At 59.8% G+C, this 23,657-nt stretch carries 20 protein-coding genes; 15 read left to right on the top strand and 5 right to left on the bottom strand.

Annotation, left to right across the window (positions count from 1 at the left end):
- Positions 1-16: 16 nt before the first annotated feature.
- From ACTQZF_RS08010 to ACTQZF_RS08030, 5 genes are all read left to right on the top strand, one after another.
- Positions 17-721, top strand: a complete 705-nt coding sequence (locus ACTQZF_RS08010) for a transaldolase (protein WP_441554999.1) — start codon at positions 17-19, stop codon at positions 719-721.
- Between the two features lie 514 nt (positions 722-1,235).
- A complete protein-coding gene (locus tag ACTQZF_RS08015) occupies positions 1,236-2,066 on the top strand; it encodes a transketolase (RefSeq protein WP_441555009.1) in 831 nt (276 codons plus the stop codon).
- A complete protein-coding gene (locus ACTQZF_RS08020; RefSeq protein WP_441555000.1) occupies positions 2,066-3,004 on the top strand; it encodes a transketolase family protein in 939 nt (312 codons plus the stop codon). The genes ACTQZF_RS08015 and ACTQZF_RS08020 overlap by 1 nt, the downstream gene beginning before the upstream one ends.
- An 11-nt stretch (positions 3,005-3,015) precedes the next feature.
- The gene (locus ACTQZF_RS08025; RefSeq protein ID WP_195503788.1) at positions 3,016-3,468 is read left to right on the top strand and encodes a PTS sugar transporter subunit IIA; all 453 of its coding nucleotides are present in this window, start codon (positions 3,016-3,018) and stop codon (positions 3,466-3,468) included.
- 244 nt (positions 3,469-3,712) lie between these two features.
- Positions 3,713-4,363 carry an HAD family hydrolase gene (locus ACTQZF_RS08030; protein WP_427795280.1) on the top strand — a complete coding sequence of 217 codons (651 nt, stop codon included), beginning with the start codon at positions 3,713-3,715 and terminating at the stop codon, positions 4,361-4,363.
- Here the strand turns inward: ACTQZF_RS08030 and ACTQZF_RS08035 are convergent.
- On the bottom strand, positions 4,360-4,560 hold the full coding sequence (locus ACTQZF_RS08035; RefSeq protein ID WP_441016603.1) for a hypothetical protein: 201 nt from the start codon (positions 4,558-4,560) through the stop codon (positions 4,360-4,362). The genes ACTQZF_RS08030 and ACTQZF_RS08035 overlap by 4 nt on opposite strands.
- A gap of 95 nt (positions 4,561-4,655) precedes the next feature.
- Complete coding sequence (locus ACTQZF_RS08040; RefSeq protein ID WP_441054502.1) at positions 4,656-5,534, bottom strand: hypothetical protein; 879 nt, start codon at positions 5,532-5,534, stop codon at positions 4,656-4,658.
- A 167-nt stretch (positions 5,535-5,701) separates the two neighbouring features.
- On the opposite strand from ACTQZF_RS08040, the gene ACTQZF_RS08045 reads away from it, so the two are divergent.
- On the top strand, positions 5,702-6,352 hold the full coding sequence (locus ACTQZF_RS08045) for an HAD family hydrolase (RefSeq protein WP_441555001.1): 651 nt from the start codon (positions 5,702-5,704) through the stop codon (positions 6,350-6,352).
- A gap of 113 nt (positions 6,353-6,465) precedes the next feature.
- On the opposite strand, the gene ACTQZF_RS08050 is transcribed toward ACTQZF_RS08045, so the two are convergent.
- Complete coding sequence (locus ACTQZF_RS08050; protein ID WP_427719783.1) at positions 6,466-7,578, bottom strand: LacI family DNA-binding transcriptional regulator; 1,113 nt, start codon at positions 7,576-7,578, stop codon at positions 6,466-6,468.
- A 329-nt stretch (positions 7,579-7,907) separates the two neighbouring features.
- On the opposite strand from ACTQZF_RS08050, the gene glmS reads away from it, so the two are divergent.
- On the top strand, positions 7,908-9,755 hold the full coding sequence (glmS, locus tag ACTQZF_RS08055; protein WP_441555002.1) for a glutamine--fructose-6-phosphate transaminase (isomerizing): 1,848 nt from the start codon (positions 7,908-7,910) through the stop codon (positions 9,753-9,755).
- A 112-nt stretch (positions 9,756-9,867) separates the two neighbouring features.
- Here the strand turns inward: glmS and ACTQZF_RS08060 are convergent, their stop codons facing one another.
- Positions 9,868-10,569, bottom strand: coding sequence for a GntR family transcriptional regulator (locus ACTQZF_RS08060; RefSeq protein WP_427719781.1), 702 nt, complete (start codon positions 10,567-10,569; stop codon positions 9,868-9,870).
- Positions 10,570-10,762: 193 nt separating this feature from the next.
- Between ACTQZF_RS08060 and ACTQZF_RS08065 the strand changes: the two genes are divergently transcribed.
- From ACTQZF_RS08065 to ACTQZF_RS08075, 3 genes are all read left to right on the top strand, one after another.
- The gene (locus ACTQZF_RS08065; protein ID WP_154517801.1) at positions 10,763-11,797 is read left to right on the top strand and encodes a YeiH family protein; all 1,035 of its coding nucleotides are present in this window, start codon (positions 10,763-10,765) and stop codon (positions 11,795-11,797) included.
- Positions 11,798-12,063: 266 nt separating this feature from the next.
- On the top strand, positions 12,064-13,281 hold the full coding sequence (locus tag ACTQZF_RS08070) for a helix-turn-helix domain-containing protein (RefSeq protein ID WP_441555003.1): 1,218 nt from the start codon (positions 12,064-12,066) through the stop codon (positions 13,279-13,281).
- Between the two features lie 239 nt (positions 13,282-13,520).
- Positions 13,521-13,940, top strand: coding sequence for a hypothetical protein (locus tag ACTQZF_RS08075; protein WP_441054514.1), 420 nt, complete (start codon positions 13,521-13,523; stop codon positions 13,938-13,940).
- A gap of 239 nt (positions 13,941-14,179) precedes the next feature.
- Here the strand turns inward: ACTQZF_RS08075 and ACTQZF_RS08080 are convergent, their stop codons facing one another.
- Positions 14,180-14,701 carry a nitroreductase family protein gene (locus tag ACTQZF_RS08080; RefSeq protein ID WP_441555004.1) on the bottom strand — a complete coding sequence of 174 codons (522 nt, stop codon included), beginning with the start codon at positions 14,699-14,701 and terminating at the stop codon, positions 14,180-14,182.
- Positions 14,702-14,994: 293 nt separating this feature from the next.
- On the opposite strand from ACTQZF_RS08080, the gene ACTQZF_RS08085 reads away from it, so the two are divergent.
- From ACTQZF_RS08085 to ACTQZF_RS08105, 5 genes are all read left to right on the top strand, one after another.
- Entirely contained in the window at positions 14,995-15,285 is a 291-nt protein-coding gene (locus ACTQZF_RS08085) for a CDP-alcohol phosphatidyltransferase (RefSeq protein WP_441555005.1), read from the top strand.
- A gap of 181 nt (positions 15,286-15,466) precedes the next feature.
- On the top strand, positions 15,467-15,955 hold the full coding sequence (locus ACTQZF_RS08090; RefSeq protein ID WP_441054518.1) for a MarR family winged helix-turn-helix transcriptional regulator: 489 nt from the start codon (positions 15,467-15,469) through the stop codon (positions 15,953-15,955).
- A complete protein-coding gene (locus ACTQZF_RS08095) occupies positions 15,955-17,679 on the top strand; it encodes an ABC transporter ATP-binding protein (RefSeq protein ID WP_441555006.1) in 1,725 nt (574 codons plus the stop codon). The genes ACTQZF_RS08090 and ACTQZF_RS08095 overlap by 1 nt, the downstream gene beginning before the upstream one ends.
- A 1-nt stretch (position 17,680) precedes the next feature.
- Positions 17,681-19,696, top strand: a complete 2,016-nt coding sequence (locus ACTQZF_RS08100; RefSeq protein WP_441555007.1) for an ABC transporter ATP-binding protein — start codon at positions 17,681-17,683, stop codon at positions 19,694-19,696.
- Positions 19,697-20,020: 324 nt separating this feature from the next.
- A partial coding sequence (locus ACTQZF_RS08105; RefSeq protein ID WP_441555008.1) for an InlB B-repeat-containing protein occupies positions 20,021-23,657 on the top strand: 3,637 nt, incomplete at its 3' end.

The raw sequence follows: 23,657 nt of genomic DNA on the forward strand, positions 1-23,657 counted from the left end.
ATGTAAGGAGTACATTATGGCAATCAAGGTATTTGCCGACGGTGCCAATCTCGAGGGCATGCTCGACATGGCCGAGAACGGTAACGTTCAGGGCTTTACGACTAACCCATCGCTTATGAAGGCGGGTGGCGTGACCGATTATCGCGAGTTCGCCAAGACCGTGCTCGAGCACATCACCGATGTCTCGGTTTCGTTTGAGGTCTTTGCGGACGATGAGGCGGGCATGGAGGCCGAGGCTCGCGAGATTGCGACTTGGGCTGACAATGTGTATGTCAAGATTCCCGCACTCAATACCAAGGGTGAGTCGACCGCGGCGCTCGTTAAACGTCTTTCCGCTGACGGCATCAAGGTAAACGTTACGACGATCTTTACTCCCGAGCAGGTCGATGAGTTTGTGGACGCTGTCTCTGCTGAGACGCCGTCTATCATCTCTATCTTCGCCGGCCGTATTGCCGATACCGGCGTTGATCCGCTGCCGTTGATGGCAGAGTCTGTCAAAAAGGCCGCGGCAAAGCCGCTGTGTGAGGTGCTGTGGGCGTCTACCCGTGAGCTGCTGAATATCTATCAGGCCGAGTCCGTGGGGTGCCAGATCATTACCGTCCCCAACGGCATCCTGGCCAAGCGCAAGAACGTCGGTAAGGACCTCATGGAGTATTCGCTCGACACCGTTAAGGGTTTCGCGCGTGATATCGAAACGCTTGGATTCCACATCCTGCCGTAACCGGACAAGCCGAGTCGTCCATATCGGCTGATGGCAGAAGGAGTAAGGGTCGTCGTTGCCTGTACGGCGGCGACTCGTAATGCCCCAAGTTGGCAAAGGCTCCTGGCTTTTGTTGACTTGGGGCTTTTGTGTTTTAGGGTGAAATTTCCGTCTGGCACGCCATCTTAAAATGCAGATCGCAGGCGGTGCCGTCTGTACCGTGGGTATCGCCCACATGTATATGGCTCAGAAGGCGATTCAAAATGAATGCACCGCCTGTGGCATTGAGCACAAGGCTGAGGCCCAGGGCGGCCTGGGCATCGAGAAGGAGCTGGCGCGGGAAGACGTTGACTCCGCCGACATCGCGACCGTGCCTATGGCCGCGCTCAAGAAGTGGCTGCACTACCCGCTGACCGATCAAGGCCTCGCCTCCTTCGAGGATGGCTGGAAAAGGTTGTCGCGCGGGCTTAAACGAGTGAATTGCCCCGGCATCGCATCATCCAGTGCCGGGGTTGTTCTCAAGAGAGGAATTCGTATGACCAACCAGGAACTGGCGAAGGTCGCCAATGAGGTCAGGAAGGGTGTCGTGACTGCGGTTCACGCCGCCAAGTCGGGGCATCCGGGCGGTTCGCTTGGCGCCGCCGACATTATGACCTACCTCTACTTTGAGGAAATGGATGTCGACCCGGCGAATCCGAGCCGCGCCGACCGCGACCGCTTTGTGCTCTCCAAGGGCCATTGCGCTCCGGCACTCTATGCCGTGCTCGCCGAGCGCGGGTTCTTTCCCAAGGAGGAGCTCGAGACGCTCCGTCATATCGGCAGCCGCCTGCAGGGCCATCCCAATATGAATGACACGCCGGGCGTCGACATGTCTACCGGATCGCTCGGTCAGGGTATCTCCGCCGCGGTTGGAATGGCGCTCGCCGCAAAGCACTGGGGTGACAGCTACCGCGTCTACACGCTGTTGGGCGACGGCGAGTGCGAGGAGGGGCAGGTGTGGGAGGCGGCCATGTTCGCCGGCAACCACGACCTGGATAACCTCGTCGCTATCGTCGATCACAATGGCCTGCAAATTGACGGCAGTATCGACGAAGTTAACTCGGCTATGCCGCTTGCCGACAAGTTTCGTGCCTTTAAGTGGCATGTGATTGAGCTCGCCGACGGTAACGACATGGCGCAGATTGCCGCGGCCTTTGCCGAGGCTCGCAAAGTGAGTGCCTCGCCTGTGGCCATTATCGCCGAGACGGTGAAGGGCAAGGGCGTTTCCTTTATGGAAAACCAGGTGGGCTGGCACGGCAAGGCACCCAACGATGAACAGTTTGAGCAGGCCATGGCCGAGCTCGCAGCAGCAGGGGAGGAGCTCTAATGGCAGACGTCAAGAAAGTCGCCACGCGCGTTAGCTATGGCGAGGCACTTGTCGAGCTGGGCAATGAGCACGATGACTTTGTGGTTCTCGATGCCGACCTGGCCGCCGCAACGCAGACCGGTAAGTTTAAGGCCGCGCACCCTGAGCGCTTCTACGACGCCGGCATTGCCGAGAGCAACTTGATGGGGCTTGCCGCCGGCATTGCAACCACGGGTCACGTCGCCTTTGCGAGCACCTTTGCCATGTTCGCCGCCGGCCGCGCGTACGAACAAGTGCGTAATTCCATCGGCTATCCGCACCTCAACGTCAAAATCGGCGCTACGCACGCGGGCATCTCGGTCGGTGAAGACGGCGCCACGCATCAGTGCTGCGAGGACATCGCGCTCATGCGCACGATCCCGGGTATGACGGTGGTCGTTCCCGCCGATGACATCGAGGCTCGCGCTTGCGTGCGCGCCGCCTATGAGTTTGAGGGGCCGGTCTACATGCGTTTCGGCCGCCTGGCAACACCGGTCATCAACGACCGCGAGGACTATGAGTTCAAGATTGGTCGCGGCGTGGTCGTGCGCGAGGGGTCCGATGTGACCATCATCGCTTGTGGCCTCATGGTTGCCGAGGCGCTTGAAGCTGCCGAGGCGCTCGCTGTCGATGGTATCGATGCCGAGGTTATCAACATGCACACGATTAAGCCGCTTGATGAGCGCCTGGTAGTTGCCAGCGCCAAGAAGACTGGTCGCGTGGTCACTGCCGAGGAGCACTCGATTATCGGCGGTCTTGGCGAGGCCGTGGCCTCGGTACTCGCGGAACAGCATCCGGTGCCGATGCGACGCGTCGGCGTGCGCGATGTGTATGGCGAGTCCGGCCCTGCGGTCGATTTGCTGCACGAGTACGGTTTGGACGCCGACGGTATCGAAGCTGCGGTCAGGTCTGTGTTGTAAGGAAGGTTTCCATGGGATTTGTATCTGCCAACCAAGTGACGATCGGGTATACCGCCGCCTCGCGCGAGGACGCCCTGCATTATTTGTCCGAGCAGGCCATCGAGCTCGGTTTTGCCGATGACGCATCTGCCGTAGAGGCTGCCTTTATTGCTCGCGAGAACGAGGCCGAGACCGGCCTTGTCGCCGGTTTTGCCGTTCCGCATGCCAAAAGCGATGCGATCCACACGCCGGGCGTTGCCGTGCTTAAACTGGCCGAGCCCGTTGAATGGCCGAGCTTCGATGGGGTGCCCGTCGATGTTGCGCTCGCGCTGTACGTGCCCGCCGGCGAGGCTGGAACCACGCACCTGCGTCTGCTCTCCAAGGCTGCCGTGATGCTGATGGACGCCGGCTTCCGTGACAAGGTGCGCGCGAGCACCGATCCCGTTGAGATTGCGGAGCTCATCAATAGCGGACTCGAAGACTAGAACGGTCATCCCGTTCAATCAATCGATCCTTCTCCAAGGAAAAGGGCCGCGACGCCATAGAGGTGTCGCGGCCCTGTTTGCGTTTCCCCAGATAAAACCTGCCAAAATAAACCTGTCCCTTTTTGGCAGGCTGCGTCATAAAGCTTCTGTCTATGTAATAAAAGTACAATATGATATATACGTTATATACAAGCTTATAACGCGCAGCAGATTTGCGGTAACGCAAGCCGATGAAGGGGTCGATATGATCAAGGCTGTTATTTTTGACATGGATGGAACGCTGATCGATACCGAGCGTTTGGACATGAGGGCATGGAAGGTGGGTGCGGCCGAGCTGGGGATCGCGATTGATGATGCGTTAATCCATCAGTTTATCGGCCGTTCGAATGCCGATGTTAAGGACATCCTTGAGGCGCATTACGGCAAGGGCGAAACCGCCGACGCGATTTTTGCCCGCAACATTGAGCTACACAGCGAGATGGCCAAGACCGACCTGGAGCTTAAGGCCGGCGCCGCCGAGTGCCTCGACGAGCTGCTGGCTGCGGGCTATCACGTGGGCCTTGCGACGTCGTCACGCCGCGTCGCGGCCGAGCGCAATCTTAAGACGGTCGGCCTCTTTGACAAGTTTGAGACGGTGACCTGCGGCGAGGACGTCGTGCACGGCAAGCCCGACCCCGAGATGTATCTGCTTGCCTGCGAGCGCGCGGGCTTTGCCCCCGAGGAATGCGCTGTGGTCGAGGATTCGCGCAACGGCTGCGTCTCGGGTATTACGGCCGGCTGCCATGTCTTTGCCGTCCCCGACATTGTGCCGCTGCCGCAGAATGTGGTGGATGGCTGCGAGGCCGTGCTCGATACGCTGTTCGACCTGACGGCGGCGGTCAAGGCCGTGCGCTAAAGGTATGCGCCGAGATCGATGACGGTGGCTTCGGAGTGGCCGCTTGCCTGGGTGCCGGCGCGCTCGGCGATCTGGGCGCCGATGCCGTGGCCGTCGGCTGCGGCATTCCGCTCTCCGGCGTCAATGATCTCAATTTTGATATCGGGATACAGGGCGAGGGCCTTGTGGATGCCAAGTATGCGCAGGGCGAGCTGCATGAATGCCTCCCTGTCCGTAACGGTGATTTGGCGTGGCACTCTTCGCGTTTCCCCAGATAAAACCTGCCAAAATAAACCTGTCCCTTTTTGGTAGGTTACTGGTTCATGTTGCCGTGGATGTAGGGGGTGACTTCGGGGGAGATGTGGGCGCAGCCCAGCTCGCGCAGCGCGGACTCGATGGCGGCGGGCAGCGGGGTCTTGCCCTCGGCATTGACGGTAGCACCGCCGAGAGCGGCAATCTTGGCGACATCTGCGTGAGCGGCTTCAATACGCATGCAGCCACCGACCAAGCGCGCGCGTACCTGCGCCAGACCAAGATCGTGCAGGTAGTCCTCGCAGGCGCGGATTAAATCGACCTTCTCATGCGTAAGCTCCTCGCCTGTGGGGACGCGCGTGGCAAGACAGGCTCCCGCCGGCAGGTTCCAAACGGGATAGCCCCATGCGCGCAACAGCTCGCGCTCTTCGTCCTTGGTAAAGCCGACCTCCATAAGAGGGGAGCGTACGCCGAGCTCTTTGGCAGCGCGCATGCCGGGACGGTAGTCACCGCGATCGCTTGCATTGCTGCCATCGATGACGGTGGGAAAGCCGAGCGACTTAGCGTGGTTGACGATGGCGGTAAAGCCGGCGTGCTTGCAGTGGTAGCAACGGTTGGCGTCGTTGCAGGCTACTTGGGGGAGCTGCAACTGATCGACCGAAAGATTGAGCACGGGGAGCTTAAAATGCGGTCCCTCATTGGTTTGCCTGTCAACGGATCGCTCAAACGAGGTCTGTTCGGGCGTGCCGATGAGCGGCGTGGTGAGGTGAACGAGAAGCGTGCTGGCAGGCATGATGCGGGCGCAGACCGCGGCCAAAAAGCTGCTGTCGACGCCACCGGAAAAGCCGATGGCGACGCGTCCGTATGCCAAAAGCAGCTGTTCGAGCGCCGCGAGTTTGTCCTGAAGCTCCTTTGCAGGTGCGGTAGTGTCTGAAAGCATAAAACAATCCTTACCATTGAGTACTCGGTCGAAAACTATAATCCTATCGGACTGCTCGTCATATGACTTCTGCCTATGTAACGATAGTGCAATATGCTACATACGTTATATACAAGTTTGTAAAGTAAGCTAGAGTGGCCGTAATGCAATCCGGTGAGGGGACCGATATGATCAAGACTGTAATTTTTGATATGGACGGAACGCTGGTCGATACCGAGCGTTTGGGCATCAAGGCATGGAAGGCGGGCGCTGCCGAGCTGGGGGTCGCGATTGATGATGCGCTGATCCATCAGTTTATCGGCCGCACACTGCCCGATGTCATGGACATCCTTGATAAGCATTACGGCAGCCATGAAACCACCGAGGCGATCTATGTTCGCCACAAGGAGATTCGCGACGAGATGGTCAAGACCGATTTGGAGCTTAAGGCCGGCGCCGCCGAGTGCATAGGCGAGCTGCTGGCTGCGGGCTATCACGTGGGTCTAGCGACGTCGTCGCGCCTCGCTACGGCCGAGCGCAACCTTAAGATGGTCGGTCTTTTTGACAAGTTTGAGACGGTGACCTGCGGCGAGGACGTCGTGCACGGCAAGCCCGACCCCGAGATGTATCTGCTTGCTTGCGAGCGCGCGGGCTTCGCCCCCGAGGAATGCGCCGTGGTCGAGGATTCACGCAACGGCTGCGTCTCGGGTATTACGGCCGGCTGCCATGTCTTTGCCGTCCCCGACATTGTGCCGCTGCCGCAGAATGTGGTGGATGGCTGCGAGGCCGTGCTCGATACGCTGTTCGACCTTGCGGCGGCGGTCAAGGCCGTGCGCTAGACAGCTGCGGCGTTGAAACGGGCAATTGCCCACATTTACGCTTAAGCATAAGGGGTCCGGCAATGGCCGGGCCTCTTTTGCTTAAGCTGCGTTTTGGCATACTGGTCGACGTGCTATAGATACGCGCCCAGGTTGATGGCGGTGGCTTCGGCTTGGCTGCTCGCCTGGGTACTGGCGCGCTCTAAGAGGAACGGCCGCACGAGTTCCTGACGGTTGATGTCCTCGGCGGCTGTGACCTCGGTGACGGTGCGTGCGGCGGAGCCGATACGGACGCGTTTGGTTTTTGTCGGTGCCTTGTTCTCGATTTGCTCCACGAGCAGCTGCACGCCCTTGCGGCCAATTTCGTAACCCGGCGGTGCCACTGTGGTGAGAGGGACCGACCCGCTCCATGCAAGCGGGTTGCCGTCGCAGCCGGCCACGCGAACTTGCTTGGGGACGGAGATGCCTTTGTCGATCAACGCCGAAATAACACCCGAGGCCAATACGTCGGTTAGGCCGATGACAAAATCCGGACGCTCGTCAGCAGAGCGCTCGGCAATCTGGGCGCCGATGCCGTAACCGTCGGCAGCGGTATTCCATTCTCCGGCGTCAATGACCTCAATTTTGATGTCGGGATGAAGGGCGAGGGCCTTGTGAATGCCAAGCACGCGCAGGGTGAGCTGCATAAATGCTGCTCTGCCCACAACGGTGATATGGCGTGCGCCGCGGGCGATGGCGAGCTCGGCGATAATGCGCCCCTGCGCCTCGTTGTCGGCGGCCACGTAGTAACCGGGCTCGGAACAGTGGATGTCCAGATGGACAATCGGCACGGGCATCTTGGTCATGGCGGGGTGCCAGTCGGGGGATGCCATGGGCTGAACCATGACGCCGGACATCTGCGTGCCCATAAAATAGCGCAGGTAGTGGTCTTCGAGGATGTCGTCGTTATCGGCGTTGGCGATAAGCAGGTCGTAACCGTGCTTGCGGGCCTCGTTATGGGCACCGCTGGCAATTTGGAGCGAGAAGCCGTGGTCGAGACGGGGGAGGACCAGGCCAAAGGACTTGGTGGTGCCTCCTGCGAGCTGGCGGGCGCTTTGGTTGGGCAGGTAGCCAAGGCGATTGATGGTCTCGTTGATGAGTTTGAGGGTCTCGGGGCGCAGCTTTTCGGGATGGTTGAGCGCGTTGGATACCGTGCCCAGCGAGACCCCTGCCTCGCGCGCGACGTCGCTGATTTTTACCTTTGCCATAGCGGCCCCTTTGATGCGTTTCAAGTACAAGCCAGATTGTAGCATCGCCCGTCCCTAGGGTGTCAAAACCTGCCAATTAGGGACAGGTTTATTTTGGCAGGTTTTATCTGGGGAAACGCTATTGCCAACGCGACCACCACGAAGGGGACAGGCACCTTTGTGGTGGTTTGGACCGGCTGAACGTGTGTGCATCGGGTGGTATCTAAGTTGAGATACCACTTCTGGTATATCAGCTTGCGCTCGCGTGAGTACAATACTCGAACGTTATACGTCTCAGCGCCCCTTGTGCGTGGACGTTTTGCAGTCACGCGAGCGAAGGGATTTATCCTATGTGCGGAATTGTCGGCTACACCGGCTCTGATATCGCAAAGAACATCCTTGTCACGGGCCTTAAGCGCATGGAATATCGCGGCTATGACTCCTCGGGCGTCGCGCTCGAGGTGGGCGAGGGCACGGTGGCTCACCTCGACGTCATTCGCCGCGTGGGCAAGGTCGCGGGCCTGGAGAGCGAACTTACCAATGTCGACAGCGACGCCACCTGCGGCATCGGCCACACCCGCTGGGCTACCCACGGCAAGCCCTCCGTTGTCAACGCCCATCCCCACACCAGCTGCGACGGTCGCATCGCCATCGTCCACAACGGCATCATCGAGAACTTCGCCGAGTTGCGTGAGGAGCTGGAGGGCCGCGGCCATCACTTTAAGAGCGATACCGATACCGAGGTCTTTGCGCACTTGATCGAAGAAGCCTATGCCGAGACACACGACCTGATGGCTTCTGTGCGCGAGGCTTGCACCCACGTGGTGGGCGCCTATGGTTTGGCCGCCGTTTCTGTCGATGAGCCTGGCGTGATCGCCGTGGCCCGCAAGGACTCCCCGATTGTGGTCGGCGTCGGCGAAACCGGCTCCTACGTTGCCTCCGACGTGATCGCGCTTATCGATGCCACCCGCGATGTCGTGGTGCTCGAAGACGGTCAGTTTGCCAAGCTTACGCCCGCAGGCGTCGAGTATACCGACGAGGCTGGCAACGTGATTGAGCCCAAGCTTACCCATATCGACTGGGACCTGGATATGGCCGAAAAGGGCGGTTATCCCGACTTTATGCTCAAGGAGATCCATGAGCAGCCCCGCGTCGTGCGTGATACCCTGGTGGGCCGCATGACCCCCGCCGGTGAGCTCGATATCGACGAGCTGGGCCTTTCGCTCGAGGAGCTCAACGATATCGACCGCGTGTATGTGATTGCCTGCGGCACCAGCTACCATGCCGGACTTATCGCCAAGAACCTTATTGAGGGTTGGGCTCGTATTCCTACCGAGGTCGAGGCGGCAAGCGAGTTCCGCTATCGCAACCCCATCATCACGCCGACGACGCTTGTCGTGGCCGTGTCCCAGTCGGGCGAGACGGCCGACACCCTTGCCGCCATTCGCGATGCACGCATCAAGGGCGCCAAGGTCTTTGGCATCACCAACGTGCTGGGCAGCCCGGTGGCGCGCGAGAGCGACGGCGTTATCTACACCAAGGCTAACAAGGAGATTGCAGTTGCCTCGACCAAGAGCTTCATCGGTCAGGTCGTGAGCCTTACGCTTTTGGCCCTGCTGCTGGCGCAGGTTAAGTACCGTCTGACCACCAAGCAGGCGCGCATGCTGTTCCGCGAGCTTTCCGATACGGCCGAGCAGATCCAGTGGATTCTGGATACGCAGACCGAGGCCGTGCACGAGGCCGCGCTTGTCTGCAAGGACGCGCAGTCTGCATTGTTCGTGGGTCGCGGCATGGGCGCCGCCATTTCCTACGAGGGCGCGCTCAAGCTTAAGGAGGTCAGCTACCTGCATGCCGAGGCATATGCTGCCGGCGAGATGAAGCACGGCCCTATCGCGCTGATCGACCCGGGTTTCCCCGTTATCGCGGTTGCAACCAAGAGCGCAACATACGACAAGACGGTGTCGAACCTCATGGAGTGCAAGGCGCGCGGCGCCAAGGTCATCGTCGTTGCTACCGAGGGCGACGAGGAAATCAACAAGATCGCCGACTGCGTCATTCGCGTGCCGGCCGTCCGCGACGTATTCAGCCCCATCACGGCGAGCGTTCCGCTGCAGTTGCTCGCCCGCGAGGTTGCCATCCTGCGCGGTTGCGACGTTGACCAGCCCCGCAACCTGGCCAAGAGTGTCACAGTAGAGTAATCGAGTTCCGTCATCCTAACAACTAAGGCCCGGCTCCGTTGCGGCGGAGCCGGGCCTTGTTGCATTTGCCATGGTAAAACCTGCCAAAATAAACCTGTCCCTTTTTGGCAGGTTAGCGGAGCTTGCTGGTCTCGAAGTACTCGGGATATTGGTCCAGGACCTCGGTCTGGTTGCGGAACATCATATGCAGGTGCTTACTGACCAAAAAGCTTGCCTCGATAGGATCGCGGCCGGCGATGGCGCGGCGGATTTGCTTGTGCTCGTTAACAATCTCCTGATTGTCGAGCGCCTGCGTAGCGGCGCGCAGCCAGCGGAAGCGCTCCAGGTCGGCATTGGTCGCCTCGAGCCACGACCACACGGTGCTGCGGCACGCGATGCTAAAGATCATGCGGTGCATGAGGTTGTCGCTTAAAAAGAAGCCGATGCGGTCCTCTTCGGCCATGGCTTTTTCCTGCAGCGCGATGGCTCGGTCGAGCTGCTCGATGCCTACCGAGGTGGCACGGGCGCAGCACTCCACAATCACCTGCTTTTCCAGGTGTTCGCGAATGTAGCAGGCACTCTCGGCAAGGGTGAGGTTGATGGGCGAGACATAGGTACCGCTTTGGGGCACGGTGCGCACTAGGCCCTCTTGCGCCAGACGCACCAGTGCCTCGCGCACAGGGGTGCGCCCCATATCTAGGTCGTCACAAAGCTGCTTGACGCCCAACTTTTCGCCCGGCTTGTAGTCCAGGTAGACTATTTTGCGTCGAATGGTGTGGTAGGACTGGTCCTGTAGGCTCGTTTCCTGCTCGCCGACGTGCATCGATTCTTCCATAGTGCCTCGCAACTGTTCTATCACACTCATATGTCAGTTGTTAATTATGCCGCGAATCAGCTCTCCGCGCTGGGTAATTCGGTTGTTGCCCGAGAACTATTGCGGCATCTTAGTCTGTTTTTGCGTATGGCTGTGCTCGATGTTGCCGTATCATAAGCCGTCGCAAACGTGAAATAGAAAGAAGGAATCCCATATGCAACTGGTAAATATCGTACGCGAGCGCTGGAAGGGTGTCTTGTTCTGCCTGATCATCGCCATCCCTGCGTCGTTGCTCGGCAAACAGATTGAGGTGGTCGGTGGGCCGGTATTTGCCATCCTCTTTGGCATGGTTCTGGCGCTCGTCTTTCCCAAGAATCGTCGCGAACAGCTCGCCGCCGGCGTCACCTATACGTCTAAAAAAGTCTTGCAGTACGCGGTTATCCTGCTTGGCTTTGGCATGAACCTCTCGCAGATTCTGTCCAAAGGCGCCCAGTCGTTGCCGATTATCGTGGCTACGATCTTGACCTCGCTCATCATCGCCTTTGTGCTCTGCCGCGTTATGAACGTGCCGGGCAAGATCGCGACGCTTGTGGGTGTGGGTTCGTCGATTTGCGGCGGTTCCGCCATCGCCGCGACCGCGCCTGTCATCGATGCCGACGATCGCGAGATTGCCCAGGCTATTTCGGTCATCTTCCTGTTTAACGTTATCGCGGCGCTCGTGTTTCCAACGCTTGGAGGCATGCTTGGGCTGACCAACGAGGGCTTTGGCCTGTTTGCCGGTACCGCTATCAACGACACCTCGTCTGTAACGGCTGCGGCGAGCGCCTGGGACAGTATGCATCCTGGCGCCAATGTGCTCGAGAGCGCTACGGTAGTCAAGCTCACCAGGACGCTGGCCATTATTCCCATCACGTTGGTCCTCGCATGCTGGCAGATGCATCTGGCGCGCAAGGCCGGCGGCGACGCCAAAAGCACGTTCTCCCTTAAGCGCGCATTTCCCATGTTTGTGCTGTTCTTTGTGCTGGCGAGTGTGGTCACCACAGTGTTTCAGCTTCCCGCGTCCGTTACGGCGCCCATCAAGGAGCTGTCGAAGTTCTTTATCGTGATGGCCATGGCGGCTATTGGCTTTAATACCGATATCGTCGAGCTGGTCAAAAAAGGCGGCAAGCCCATCGCATTGGGCTTTTGCTGCTGGATTGGCATTGCGTGCATGGGTTTGGGAATGCAGCACGTGCTGGGAATCTGGTAGAGAAGTAGCCCATTTACGTGCTGGTTGCTGGTGGCCGCATCCTCGCGGTGGAGCGATAGGAGCTCTTGCGGGTATGGCTTGTCCGCAGGTTAATAGATCCCGAAGAGCTCTTATCGCCCCGCCAGGATGGCGATGCGGGGCAACACCTATACTCGCAGGACGGCGCTTTCTGCCCTATAGTGTTTGGTGAGCAATATCGTTCAATTTTGAAACACTCGGTCGTGCGACCGTCGGCGGTTGTACGTCGCAGCGGACAGGGGCAAATCATGGATAGCGATGCCAAGCTGAAGATCTTGACCGATGCCCTAGCTGCTGCCGGGGCCTCGGCATTGGCAATCGATGCGCGTGGGGACGTTGCGATCTCGACCATGAATGACGCGGCGCTTGAGCGGGATGTGGCGGCTTTTGTCGCTGAGCGCCTCGACCGCATAGGAGACGGCGCGCGTCTGGTTATGGGGCGTGCGGGTACGCGCCTGAGCCTGACCGTTCGCCCCACCGATAAAGAGGGCGGGGGCCTTTGGGTCATCGTGGTCCGCGAGGTGCGCGCCGCCGCGGCGCATGCGGGCATCGAGTGGCTCAACGCCGACGAAGTTGAGGCCCGCTACGAATCGAGCGCGTACGGCATCGTCGAAAACGCGGCAGCGGTCGCTGCCCCCGTACGGGAGAGCTATGCGCGCGGAGTGCCCCTTATGCTCGAGGGCGAGCTGGGCGCGGGACAGGATCAGGTTGCAAAACGCCTGTACCTGGATGGACCCTATGCCGACCAGCCCTTTGTGTCCGTTGCGCTCGATGAGCTTACGGATCGCGGTTGGCGCCATCTGCTCAAAAGTTCCGAATCGCCGCTATTCCAAACGGGGCTGACACTTTGCATGGGCGGCTGGCATGCTGTTGGCCCCCAACGCCTGCGCGAGCTCGTGTCCGCAATGATCGACATGGCGCTCGCAACTCGTTGCCATGTGGTGTTGACGGCAAACGACATGCCAGGCGGCGGCGAAAGCGATCAGGCTGCTTTTGTAACCGAGCGTCTGGCCTGTGCAGTGAGTGTGGCGCCGGCGATTGCCGAGCAGGGTGGCGCGTCGGAAAAGGTTGCGCGCTATCTGGAGTATCTGGCAGATATGTTTGAGACGGCAACACCTGCCTTGTCGTCCGCGGCGGCAAAGACGCTCGATGCCTATCGATGGCCCCGTAACTATCTACAGCTTCGTGAGGTTTCGGAACGACTTTATATATTAGTGAGGACGGGTACAGCCGAGCGTGCCGTGGCGGAGGAGGTGCTCGCCCAGGAGGACGTTATCAAGACCGCGACCTTTGGTGCCCCAACGCTCGAAAGCGATTTGTATATCCTACGCCCTCTGGTCGATACCGAGCGCGATATCGCTCGGTTGGTCCTGCAGCACCTTCACGGCAACCGGACGCGTGCGGCAGAGGTGCTCGGTATAAGTCGCACGACCTTATGGCGTCTGCTGAAGGACAACGACCACTGAGCAAGGTGCCGTGACCGCGCGCGGCGCGTGTGATACAGTCCAAAGCAGTATTGTTTCGACTGTGTTACGGCGTGCGGGGGAGTATGGCGGAGACTTCAAAAACGAACCAAGCGAAACGAACTGCGGCGCCGGTCAGCCGACGTACGACTTCGCGGACGTGGGGCAAAAGCGCCTCGGGGTTTGATGGCTCGTTCAAGCGCACTAAATATGGCTATCCTTCGGCAAGCGCCCGCTTGGCCATGCAGGCCGAGTCCTCGTTGTGGGGACGAAGGCGCGTGGTGGGCTCAAAGCTCAGGCACGATGGCACACTTGGCTACATTAGCCGCGGGGCGGCTCGCCGCAGCGGGCTCAATCCGGCTGGTTGGCATCGTTATGTTCCGATTGCGGTCGTCGTTGCAGTGATTGTCATCGCACTCGCTGCGCTTGGCTACGCCGGCGGCGGTGCGAGCCTGGACGCGATGTTCAAATCGCCCGAACTTGCACATGTTGGCACGGAGCTTGTTGAGGGTGCACAAGACCAGACGGGCGTCGCGCCCCAGCGCGGTATCGTTGCGGCGGCCTCCACCATCGCCGACGCGCAAAAGGATGAAGGCGAACAGGGCGATGGCGCCAAAGCGACTCGAACGAATGAAACGACGACAAATCCATCGGCAAGATAAGTTGCTAGTGGGGTAGCAAATTTGGGACGGGGCCTTTTAGCTGCCCAAGTGTCGAATGCCAGCAGCAGCTCATTCGATGTCAGTCGCCAACAGCGAGCGGGCCGCATTTGCGCCAAGGTGACGCGAAATGAGAGGGCGCTGACCTTCTGGTCGCGCCCTCGAAATCGAACGTCAGATTGGCGTGAATACGGCTCGCGCAGCGTCAAGTGGTCCTCCGTTCGGTAGAACGGCGGAACAAATTACCTAACGTACACCACGTTGTCGCGGCGCGGCTTTGCCTCGGATAGCGTGTCCTCGGCATAGCCCAGAATGCAGTTACCGACACCGCGCAGGCTGCCGTCGGCGGGCAGGCCCCAGCTGGCCAGCAGCTCCAGGCCCTCGGGCGAGTCAAAGACCTCATGCGCGCGGTGAATCCAGCACGAATCGACACCCAGTGCATAGGCGGCGTTGAGCAAGTTGCCCATGGCGAGCGAGCCGTCTTCCAGATGTGTGGGCACGCTGCGGTCAACCAGCACCACCACAACGGTCTTGGCGCCATAGAAGGGGTCGCTGTTGCTGCCCATGATCTGGGCGTTGAGCTGTGAGAGACGCTCGACGGTCGCGGGGTCGGTGACGGCGACAAACGTCACCGGCTGGCGGCCCATGCCGCTCGGTGCATATTGGCCGGCTTCGATAATACGTGCAAGCTTTTCGGCCTCGACGGGACGATCGCTGTATTTGCGGCAGCTGCGGCGGTGAATGAGTGCTTCGATAGTCTCCATGGTGTCTCCTTGCGGTGGCGTTGCAGATGCCCCGTTCATACCCGTCGGGCTCAAACGATAGACGGTCAAGTGCCCGGCAACAGGATAGATTCCAATTGGGTAAGTAGGTTTGCATAAAAGTACCTTCAAAATGTGACAAGCCAATGGGATGGTTAAACGTTTTATCCCGTCTGCCCTGCGGTTTTTACCACTTGCCTAAATGACGAACGCATAACCTCTGATAAAGGTTTTACTAAAGGAGTACCAACGTTTATCAACGCGCCGTGGTGGCGCCGGGCCAGGAGGTAACTATCATGTTCCAGGCTGGAGATGTCGTCGAGACCGATTTCGAAGGATTTCTGAAGCTGCTGCGTTCCAAGACGCGCGCTTTTGTGACGATTGACGATCACGAGTACTACATCACGCACACCGATGGCTATTGGCGTGTTCAGGATTGCGAGGCCCTCAACGATAAGGGTCACTTTACTGACTGCTCCGAGCTGGTCAACACGGTTTGCGAGGTCGTCGAGCTGCCTTGGATCTGCGGCAAAAGCCTGCACGATAGCTTCTCGGGCGCTACGGTCTACGAGGCTGTCACCGCTTAACAGGCAATAAAACCCGATTTTCACGTGACCGCTGGCGCCGCCCCCGCGCCGGCGGTCTTTTTCTGCCGATAGGCCATAAAAGTGCAAGCATGTGCGGAGAACCTGTTGACGATAGTCAAAACTCGGACTAATCTAGAGATACAAAATTGGTCAAAAATCGGACAATCGAATGGTGGGATAGATGAATAGTGCGGTTACGCCGGTCGACTTCGACCGGTTGCTCAATGGACTCGACCATATCTATTCGGAGTTCTCGCGCGCCTGCGGCCTTTCGGACTGCGCTTACTGGATGCTCGTCGATACCAGCACGGCGGGCGGCAGTATTGCCGTAAGCCGTCTGACAAGCGAATGGTTCTACAGCAAGCAGACCATCAACTCGGCAATTAAAACCTTGACGGCGCGGGGCTTCGCAACGTTGGAGTTTGCCGAAGGCAGCCGTAAGAACAAGGTTGTGCGTTTGACCGAAGCGGGCATGCGGTTTGCCGAGCAATATGCGCTGCCGGCGCAAGAAGCCGAGCAACAGGCTTTCGAAGTGCTCGAGCCCTGGGAACAGCGCGAAATCATGCGCCTAATCGAAAAATTTTCCCATGCGCTCGGCGATGAGTGCGATGTCTTTAAGCAGCATATCGCTGCCGAGAATCAAGGTGAGGGTGAGTCGTGCGACTGTTAATGAGGTTTTTGAAGCCCTATCGAGGGCTTGTCGCAGTGACGCTGCTGGCGCTGCTGGTGGATAACGTCGGTACGCTGTTGGTTCCCACGATGCTGGCGAACATGGTCAACACCGGTATTACCACGGGCGATGTCGACTACATCTTATGCAACGGCCTATACATGTTTATCGCGACGAGCATGGCTAGCGGCGGCACGGTGCTGGGCTGCTATCTTTCGGCGCGTCTGGCGGCTAACGTGGCCTGCGACATCCGCAATGCCGTCTACGACAAATCACTCGAGCTGTCTGCCAGCGATTTTGAGCGCTTTGGCACCGGATCGATGATCACGCGCTCACTCAACGACATCAACGTGATTCAACAGGCTGTCCTTCAGACGATTCAGCTGGTGCTGCCGGTGCCGTTCCTGGCGGTGGCGGGCATCATCTTCGCTTGGCTCATCGATCCGGCCATGGGCATGCTTCTGGGCGTCGTGGTTGCAATCGTGCTGGTTGCGGCGGTCTTTACGGTCGCCAATGCGGCGCCGATTTTTATGCGACTGCAGGGTTTTATCGACCGCATGAACGTGGTGCTGCGCGAGAACATCGTGGGCGTGCGCGTCATCCGTGCGTTTAACAAGGAGCGTCGTGAGGAACAGCGCCTGGACGAGGTGTTCAGCGATTACGCGGCCAACGCCATCAAGGTCAACCACCTGTTTGTGGGCCTTGACAGCTCCACCTTCTTTTTGATCAACATCGCCGAGGTGGCGGTGCTGTGGGTGGGCGGTAACCGGGTGGGCGCCCATGCCATGCAGATTGCGAGTATCTCGGCGGTGCTGGAGTATGCAATTCTGATCCTGTTCTTTGTGATGATGGCCCAGATGGTGGTGCTGACGCTTCCGCGTGCTGCCGCGTGCCTGAACCGTGCGCAGCAGGTGTTGGAGATTGAGCCGAGCATCGTGGACGGCGAGCGTACGCTGGGTGACGGGACGCCTGCCTCCGAGGACGATGCGGATGCTGTTGCCGTGTTCGACCACATGTCGTTTCGCTTTGACGATGCCGACGAGGACACCCTGCGCGACCTGAGCTTTGCCTGTCGTCGCGGTCAGACGACCGCGATTGTGGGCTCGACGGGCTCGGGCAAGTCGACGGTGGCAAAGCTTCTGCTGCGCTTCCACGATGCCACCAAGGGCGTCATTCGCCTGGACGGCGTCGATCTGCGCGAGCTTTCGCAAGGTGAGATTCGCGGGCGCATCGCCTATGTGCCGCAGAAGGCGTGGCTGTTCTCGGGCACCGTGACAAGCAATCTGCGCTTTGGCAACGAGGACGCGACCGAGGCGGACATGCTTCATGCGCTGCAGGTTGCCCAGAGCACCTTTGTGCTCGATCAGCCGCGGGGACTCGATACTCCGGTTGCCCAGGGCGGTACGAACTTTTCCGGCGGCCAGCGCCAGCGTCTGGCAATCGCCCGTGCGCTCATGAAGCATGCCGATCTGTATATCTTCGATGACAGTTTTTCGGCCCTGGACTTTAAGACCGATGCGGCCTTGCGCCATGCGCTGCAGGACGAGACGCGCGACGCCTCGGTGCTCATCATCGCGCAGCGCATCTCGACGATTTTGCATGCCGACCAGATTGTCGTGCTCAAGGATGGTGAGGTCGTGGGCCTGGGCGCGCACGAGGAACTTATGGAAACCTGCGAGGTGTACCGCGCCATCGCGGAATCGCAGATGAAGGGAGGTGAGTAGCATGACCGAGGAGCTCAAGAGGCGCAGCGACGCTATCGATGCCGTCGTTGTGGACGCGGCCGAGGAAGCGGTCGAGCAGTCTGCCGCGTCGACCGAACTGGATGCCGCCGCCAGGGCCGCGGCCGAGCGCGAGGCTCGTCGCCAGGCGCTGTACGAGGAAAACGAGCGTGCCGAGGACGAGCGCGCCCGTGCCGAGGCAGAGCGTATGCGCGACGTGGACGACGAAGAAGAGGACGAGACGCCCCGGGATACCTGGGCGACGGTGCGCCGCTTGTGGAGCGAGGCCGCCGGCGACCATTGGCGCTTCTATATTGTATTCGCGAGCATTGTGTTCTACGTCATATTTAACACCGCCGCGCCGGCATATAGCGCTCATGTTATCGACGAGCTGTGGGGCCATATACAGGTGGCGTTTGCCAGCGGAACGACCTTCAGCATCACCTGGGACCAGTGCGGTAAGACCATCTTTGTCTACTTTTTGATCTGGACGGCCGCCGGATCGTTCTATGCGCTGCAGAGTTTTTTGATGTCGAGTGTCGCCGAGCGACTCAACCTGCGTCTGCGCAACCGCATCGCGCAGAAGCTCAGCCGCCTGCCGCTCGCCTACTTTGACGCACATCGCCCCGGTGAAGTGGTCAGCCGTGCGACCAATGACTTGGACAAGATGTCCGAGAGTATGCAGCGCGGATTGCTGCAGCTGCTGGTATCGATCGGTACCGTGACGGGTGCCATCATCATGATGTTTGTCTATAGCGTCAAGCTCACGTTGGTCTTTTTGGGCTTTACGGCGGTATCGCTGCTGGTAACCAAGGTGGTTTCGCGCCGTACGCATGATGTGACGGGCGAGCGTCAGGAGTGGGTGTCCAAAATCACGAGCGCGGTCGAGGAAGGCTATTCAGGCCGTTTGGTGATTCGCGCATTCAACCGCGAGCATCAGAGCTCTGCCGAGGTGCACGAGGCCTCGAGGGAGCTAGCGCGCGTGAGTACCAAGGCCGACTTTATGATCAATGCCGTCGGCCCTGCGGTTCGCTTTATCGGCCGTTTGGCGCAGATTGTGATCGCGTTGGTGGGCTGCAGCATGCTGGTCGCCGGTCACATGACCGTCGGCGTGTTCCAGGCGTTCTTCCAGTTTATCTACGGGGCGTCCGAACCCATGACGCAGCTGTCGTTCACTTTCAACTCGCTGCAGAGCGCGCTGGCGAGTGCGGAGCGCGTGTTCGACCTGCTCGATGAGCCCGAGATGGAAGCCGATCCGCTGCCGGGGGAGGCCGCCAGGCTGCCGGGTCGCATTGAGGGCCGCGTCTCCTTTGAGCACGTGCGTTTTGGTTATTCGCCCGACAAGCCGCTTATGCGTGACGTGTCGTTTACCGCCGAGCCGGGCCAGAAGATCGCCGTGGTGGGAACCACGGGCGCGGGCAAGACCACGCTCATCAACCTGCTCATGCGTTTTTACGAGATCGATGGCGGCCGCATTACGCTCGACGGCGTGGACACGAGCTGTATGGACCGCGGCGAGCTGCGCCAGCAGTTTGGCATGGTGCTGCAGGACGCCTGGCTATTCGATGGCACGATTGCCGAAAACATCGCCTACGGCTGTCCCGAGGCGACGCGCGACGAGATCGTGGCGGCTGCGCGCGCCGCGCAGGTCGACTTCTTTGTGCGCACCATGCCGCAGGGTTATGACACGCGGGTGGCCAACGATGCCGAGAGCATTAGCCAAGGGCAGCGTCAACTGTTGACCATCGCACGCGTGCTGCTCAACAACCCGGCGATTCTCATCCTGGACGAGGCGACGTCGAGCGTGGACACGCGTACCGAGCTCGCCATCGGTCGCGCCATGGACGCGCTTATGCGCGGGCGCACGAGTTTTGTGATCGCGCATCGCCTGTCGACGATCGTGGACGCCGACCTGATCTTGGTCATGGATCACGGCAACATTATCGAGCAGGGCACGCATAAGGAGTTGCTGGCTGCCGAGGGCGCCTACGCCGACCTCTATCTGAGCCAGTTCGCATGATGTGACAAAGGGACAATCCCTTTGTCACACACATCGCATTCCCGGCACGGGACAAATGAGTCAGACAACGCGGTCCCTGACGGGCGGGTGACGTGGGACGCTTGTTGTCAGGTTTGTTTGTCCCAAAAATTAATAAAGCAGGGGGTTGGCAACGTGTGATCTGTCGCATTCGTTGAACAAAAAATATGTGAATCGTTGACAGTTTCTATGAATGTGCTTCCTTGGTGCGCATTTGACGCGTTCTGTTTGAGATTATAATTATGAATATTTCTGTCGCGAGTACATTTCGGTACAGCACGACCGCATAGAGGAAGGCGAGAGCATATGAGACGGATCAACTGCAACCGGGCATTGGCCGGGCTGCTGGCGGTGGTGATGGCCGTGGGCCAGATCCCCACGCCGGCACTGGCCGAGGCGGTCCAATCCGCCGATCAGGCGATATCAGAGCAGGGTGGGGGTTCTGAAGTAGCGACCGGTAGCGATACCGGGGAGGCTGTGCCTGCGGAGGATGAGTCCGCCGCCGAGGACGCCGCTGCGACCAACGCGGAGCAACAGCAGGGGGACCGTGTTGCCACCTACGCAGCCCGTGCAAGAAGGAGTATCCGCGAGGCGGGCTCCAAGTGGAGAGATGTCTCAAAATCCGACGTCTATAGAGCGGTCAGTACGGGCCCGTATCGTATTCATATTCGCCTCAACGGCACGGACAATTGGACCGAGATCACAGACTGGGGCTTGAACTTTTTTGACTCCGCGAATCTTGAACCCGGCGTCTATGAGGTCCAAGAGTACAAGAAGGTCGGTGGCTCGCACATTAAGCCTCAGCGCGACTGGGTCGATGACGACCCCTTGACCCTCACCCGCTATTGGACGGCTACCGTTGTCACCGAGGGCGCGGCTGACGCTACGGGCGCGCAGCTCGGCGGCATCGTCGTTGACGGTACGCCGTACGCAAACGCGGGCACCTACGACATCGACGAGGGTACAACCAAGACCTTTACGGTCCAGAATGTCGCCGACTACAAGGTCGATAAGGTCCAGATCGACGGCGATACCAAGACGCCAGACGCCTATGGAAACTATACCATCCCGAGCAAGCCCGATTCCGATTTCAATATTAAGGTAACCTATAAGGCCGACACCGAGGCGACCGTCAAGGTTGACGAAGCAAGTTCTGCCAACCTCGAGAGCCTGACCGTCGGCGGTACCTCTGCCGACGCCGGTTCCAGCGTCTCGGTCAACGTCGAGAACTCCGTCTCTGTTGTTGCCAAACCTGCCGATGGCTACGCCGTGGAATCCATCGAGTTCAATGGCAACACGTATCGCAACGGCGATGCGGGCCTCAGCTTCAATAAACAGGTCGCGACGCTCACCCTGCCTGCGCTCACCAAGGACGAGATCTACATCCTCAAGGTCAACACCGTGAAGGCCGGGCTCGTTGGCATCGACGGTGCCGAGGTGGGCATCCGGGGCAAAGACAGCAGAACGTATAACGAGATTGTCTTCAACGCCGCCCTCGATGCTGCCAAGAGCGTGCCTGCCGGGCTCACCGCCGGCGATGTGACTATCGAGTACAATGCCAGCCGCTCGGGTGTAGGTGTGTGGAAGCCGCTTGACTACACGCCTGCTGCCTGGTACGAGTCCACGCTCCATGCCTTTGGTAAGAAGGACTCCGAGCAAATCCAGATCAGCTATGCCGGTAACAACCAGTATCCCGCCAGCTCCATCAGGCTCACCGTCAAGCCGGTCGACGGCCGCACTGTCACGCACATTTCGATGAACGCGGCTACCTCGGTCCAGTACAGCGAGGATTTTGATGCCCTGAAGGACAAGGTCTACCGCCAGCTTGCCCCCACCGTCGTGGACGAGGTAACGGGCAAGCCGGTCAACGGTCTTTCTCGGAACGACTTTGAGATCGACGGCCTTGAGCAGAAGGTGGGCGAGTACACCGTCACCATGAAGTTCAAGGGCAACGGCACCTACAAGCCCTCCGAGGCCACCGCGACCGTAACCGTGACCAAGGCCCCTTCCTCGGTCAAGGTCAAGAACACGAGCATTACGTATGGGAACACCGTGGCAGTCGCGGGCCTGGTTTCCTCCACGCCGAGCAATAAAGAGACCGAGCCCGTTATCGTTGTCGCCGGTATCGATGGCGACGGCAAGGGCTACCTCTCGATCGATTTGAGCTACGTGGGTGGTGGCAAGGCGCAGAGCGCGATCAACTTGATCCTGCATCTCGATGAGGGTGTCACGCTTGACCGCCTCATCAACCGGCTCAACAACGATGCAACCATGACAGCCCTTAGGCTCGCCCTGAAGGCGGCGGGTGTTGAGAATCCCGACCAGGTGATCGATTCCCTTAAGAGCGCGCTCGACACCGCTCAGGATCTGGGCCTGGGAGGCTCCACTGTTGCCCTCGGCGGTACGCCCTCTAAGGCGGGCGTCTACTTGGTGACTGCGGTGACTACGAGCGGCAATTACGAGATCTCTGCGGGCGTGGGCTACCTCACCATCGCACCTAAGACCGAGGACGTTACCCTCACGTGGAACGCCTCGACGCCCAAGGGCGGCTTTGCCGTTGGCAGCGACGAGCTTGCAAACTTTGACTTTGGTGCGAAGGTCGTCGACAGCGATGCCGCGGTTGCGGGCGCAAAGGTTCGCTACCTGATCACGGGCATCGCCTACGACGGCAGCACGTTTAAGAGCACCGATCCCGACGTGAAGCCCACCAAGCCCGGCTGCTACACCGAGGTCGCTTACGTCCTGGGCGGCAACTACGCCGCAGCCCCCATCACGCGCGCCTTCAAGATCAGCAGGCTCGAGACCACGATCTCGATGGGCGATGAGATCCACGAGTACGACGGTGCCGCGCAGGCCATGAACGCCCAGGTCTATGTGGGCGACCAGCCGCTCGAGGGCGCCGAGGTGACCTTCTCGTACTTTGGCATGAGCGCATCGGGCGCGTTTGACGTTAAGCTGGACGGCATGCCCACCGAGGCCGGCACCTATAAGGTGGTCGCAACGTATTTGGGCGATGCCCAGCACGCGACGAGCTCCAAGGCGACCACGCTGAAGATCAACCCGCGCGAGGTGTCCGTTAAGGCCAACAACGCCTCCAAGATCTATGGCGAGGCCGATCCTGAATCCGCCTACTCCTATGAGCTTATCGACCGCGGCACCACCACGTGGAAGGGCGGAGACCTTGCGACCGAGGTAAGCCCGACCGTCTCCTACCAGCGCGAGCCCGGCGAGAACCCGGGCGAGTACACGCTTCATATCAGCGCTGCAACCTGCAACAGGAACTTTAAGCTCAATGTGGCCGAGAGCGGGGTCTTTAAAATCTACGGCGCCCTGACCGTAAAGGTTGATGGCCATGGTACCGCTGGCCTTGTCGAAGGCGCTCCCGCGGGCGGCGAGCCCGGCACCCCGATCGGCGTGAACGCCGTGGCGGATGAGGGCTACGTGTTCACAGGCTGGACCGTCGATGAGGGCGACGCTAAGGTCGAGGATGCCAACGCTACCGAGACCATCGTGCGCATGGGCAGCAGCAACACTACGCTGACCGCACACTTTGAGCTTGCGATGACGCCCATTCAACCGATGTCCTACGTGACCGTTGAGGCGGGCGAGGGCGGCTCGGCCACGAGCAACCCGCGCGGTGCGCTCCCCGGCACCAAGGTTGCGCTCACCGCTGTGGCGGACGAGGGCTATGTCTTTGACCACTGGGAGGTTATCGACGGTGACATCGAGCTCGCGGATGCGGCTTCTGCCACGACGACCTTTTTGCTGGGCGAGAAAGCCGTGACGGTGCGCGCGCTCTTTGAGCTTGCGATGACGCCCATTCAACCGATGACCTACGTGACCGTTGAGGCGGGCGAGGGCGGCTCGGCCACGAGCAACCCGCGCGGTGCGCTCCCCGGCACCAAGGTTGCGCTCACCGCTGTGGCGGACGAGGGCTATGTCT

It is taken from the genome of Collinsella sp. LCP19S3_H3, assembly GCF_052119145.1.
Taxonomy (GTDB): Bacteria; Actinomycetota; Coriobacteriia; order Coriobacteriales; family Coriobacteriaceae; genus Collinsella.

What these genes read in the sequence shown, in the direction of transcription:
- ACTQZF_RS08010 (WP_441554999.1), top strand. Translation starts at nt 17, where the DNA reads ATGGCAATCAAGGTATTTGCCGACGGTGCCAATCTCGAGGGCATGCTC.
- ACTQZF_RS08015 (WP_441555009.1), top strand. Translation starts at nt 1,236, where the DNA reads ATGACCAACCAGGAACTGGCGAAGGTCGCCAATGAGGTCAGGAAGGGT.
- ACTQZF_RS08020 (WP_441555000.1), top strand. Translation starts at nt 2,066, where the DNA reads ATGGCAGACGTCAAGAAAGTCGCCACGCGCGTTAGCTATGGCGAGGCA.
- ACTQZF_RS08025 (WP_195503788.1), top strand. Translation starts at nt 3,016, where the DNA reads ATGGGATTTGTATCTGCCAACCAAGTGACGATCGGGTATACCGCCGCC.
- ACTQZF_RS08030 (WP_427795280.1), top strand. Translation starts at nt 3,713, where the DNA reads ATGATCAAGGCTGTTATTTTTGACATGGATGGAACGCTGATCGATACC.
- ACTQZF_RS08035 (WP_441016603.1), bottom strand. Translation starts at nt 4,560, where the DNA reads ATGCAGCTCGCCCTGCGCATACTTGGCATCCACAAGGCCCTCGCCCTG.
- ACTQZF_RS08040 (WP_441054502.1), bottom strand. Translation starts at nt 5,534, where the DNA reads ATGCTTTCAGACACTACCGCACCTGCAAAGGAGCTTCAGGACAAACTC.
- ACTQZF_RS08045 (WP_441555001.1), top strand. Translation starts at nt 5,702, where the DNA reads ATGATCAAGACTGTAATTTTTGATATGGACGGAACGCTGGTCGATACC.
- ACTQZF_RS08050 (WP_427719783.1), bottom strand. Translation starts at nt 7,578, where the DNA reads ATGGCAAAGGTAAAAATCAGCGACGTCGCGCGCGAGGCAGGGGTCTCG.
- glmS (WP_441555002.1), top strand. Translation starts at nt 7,908, where the DNA reads ATGTGCGGAATTGTCGGCTACACCGGCTCTGATATCGCAAAGAACATC.
- ACTQZF_RS08060 (WP_427719781.1), bottom strand. Translation starts at nt 10,569, where the DNA reads ATGGAAGAATCGATGCACGTCGGCGAGCAGGAAACGAGCCTACAGGAC.
- ACTQZF_RS08065 (WP_154517801.1), top strand. Translation starts at nt 10,763, where the DNA reads ATGCAACTGGTAAATATCGTACGCGAGCGCTGGAAGGGTGTCTTGTTC.
- ACTQZF_RS08070 (WP_441555003.1), top strand. Translation starts at nt 12,064, where the DNA reads ATGGATAGCGATGCCAAGCTGAAGATCTTGACCGATGCCCTAGCTGCT.
- ACTQZF_RS08075 (WP_441054514.1), top strand. Translation starts at nt 13,521, where the DNA reads ATGCAGGCCGAGTCCTCGTTGTGGGGACGAAGGCGCGTGGTGGGCTCA.
- ACTQZF_RS08080 (WP_441555004.1), bottom strand. Translation starts at nt 14,701, where the DNA reads ATGGAGACTATCGAAGCACTCATTCACCGCCGCAGCTGCCGCAAATAC.
- ACTQZF_RS08085 (WP_441555005.1), top strand. Translation starts at nt 14,995, where the DNA reads ATGTTCCAGGCTGGAGATGTCGTCGAGACCGATTTCGAAGGATTTCTG.
- ACTQZF_RS08090 (WP_441054518.1), top strand. Translation starts at nt 15,467, where the DNA reads ATGAATAGTGCGGTTACGCCGGTCGACTTCGACCGGTTGCTCAATGGA.
- ACTQZF_RS08095 (WP_441555006.1), top strand. Translation starts at nt 15,955, where the DNA reads ATGAGGTTTTTGAAGCCCTATCGAGGGCTTGTCGCAGTGACGCTGCTG.
- ACTQZF_RS08100 (WP_441555007.1), top strand. Translation starts at nt 17,681, where the DNA reads ATGACCGAGGAGCTCAAGAGGCGCAGCGACGCTATCGATGCCGTCGTT.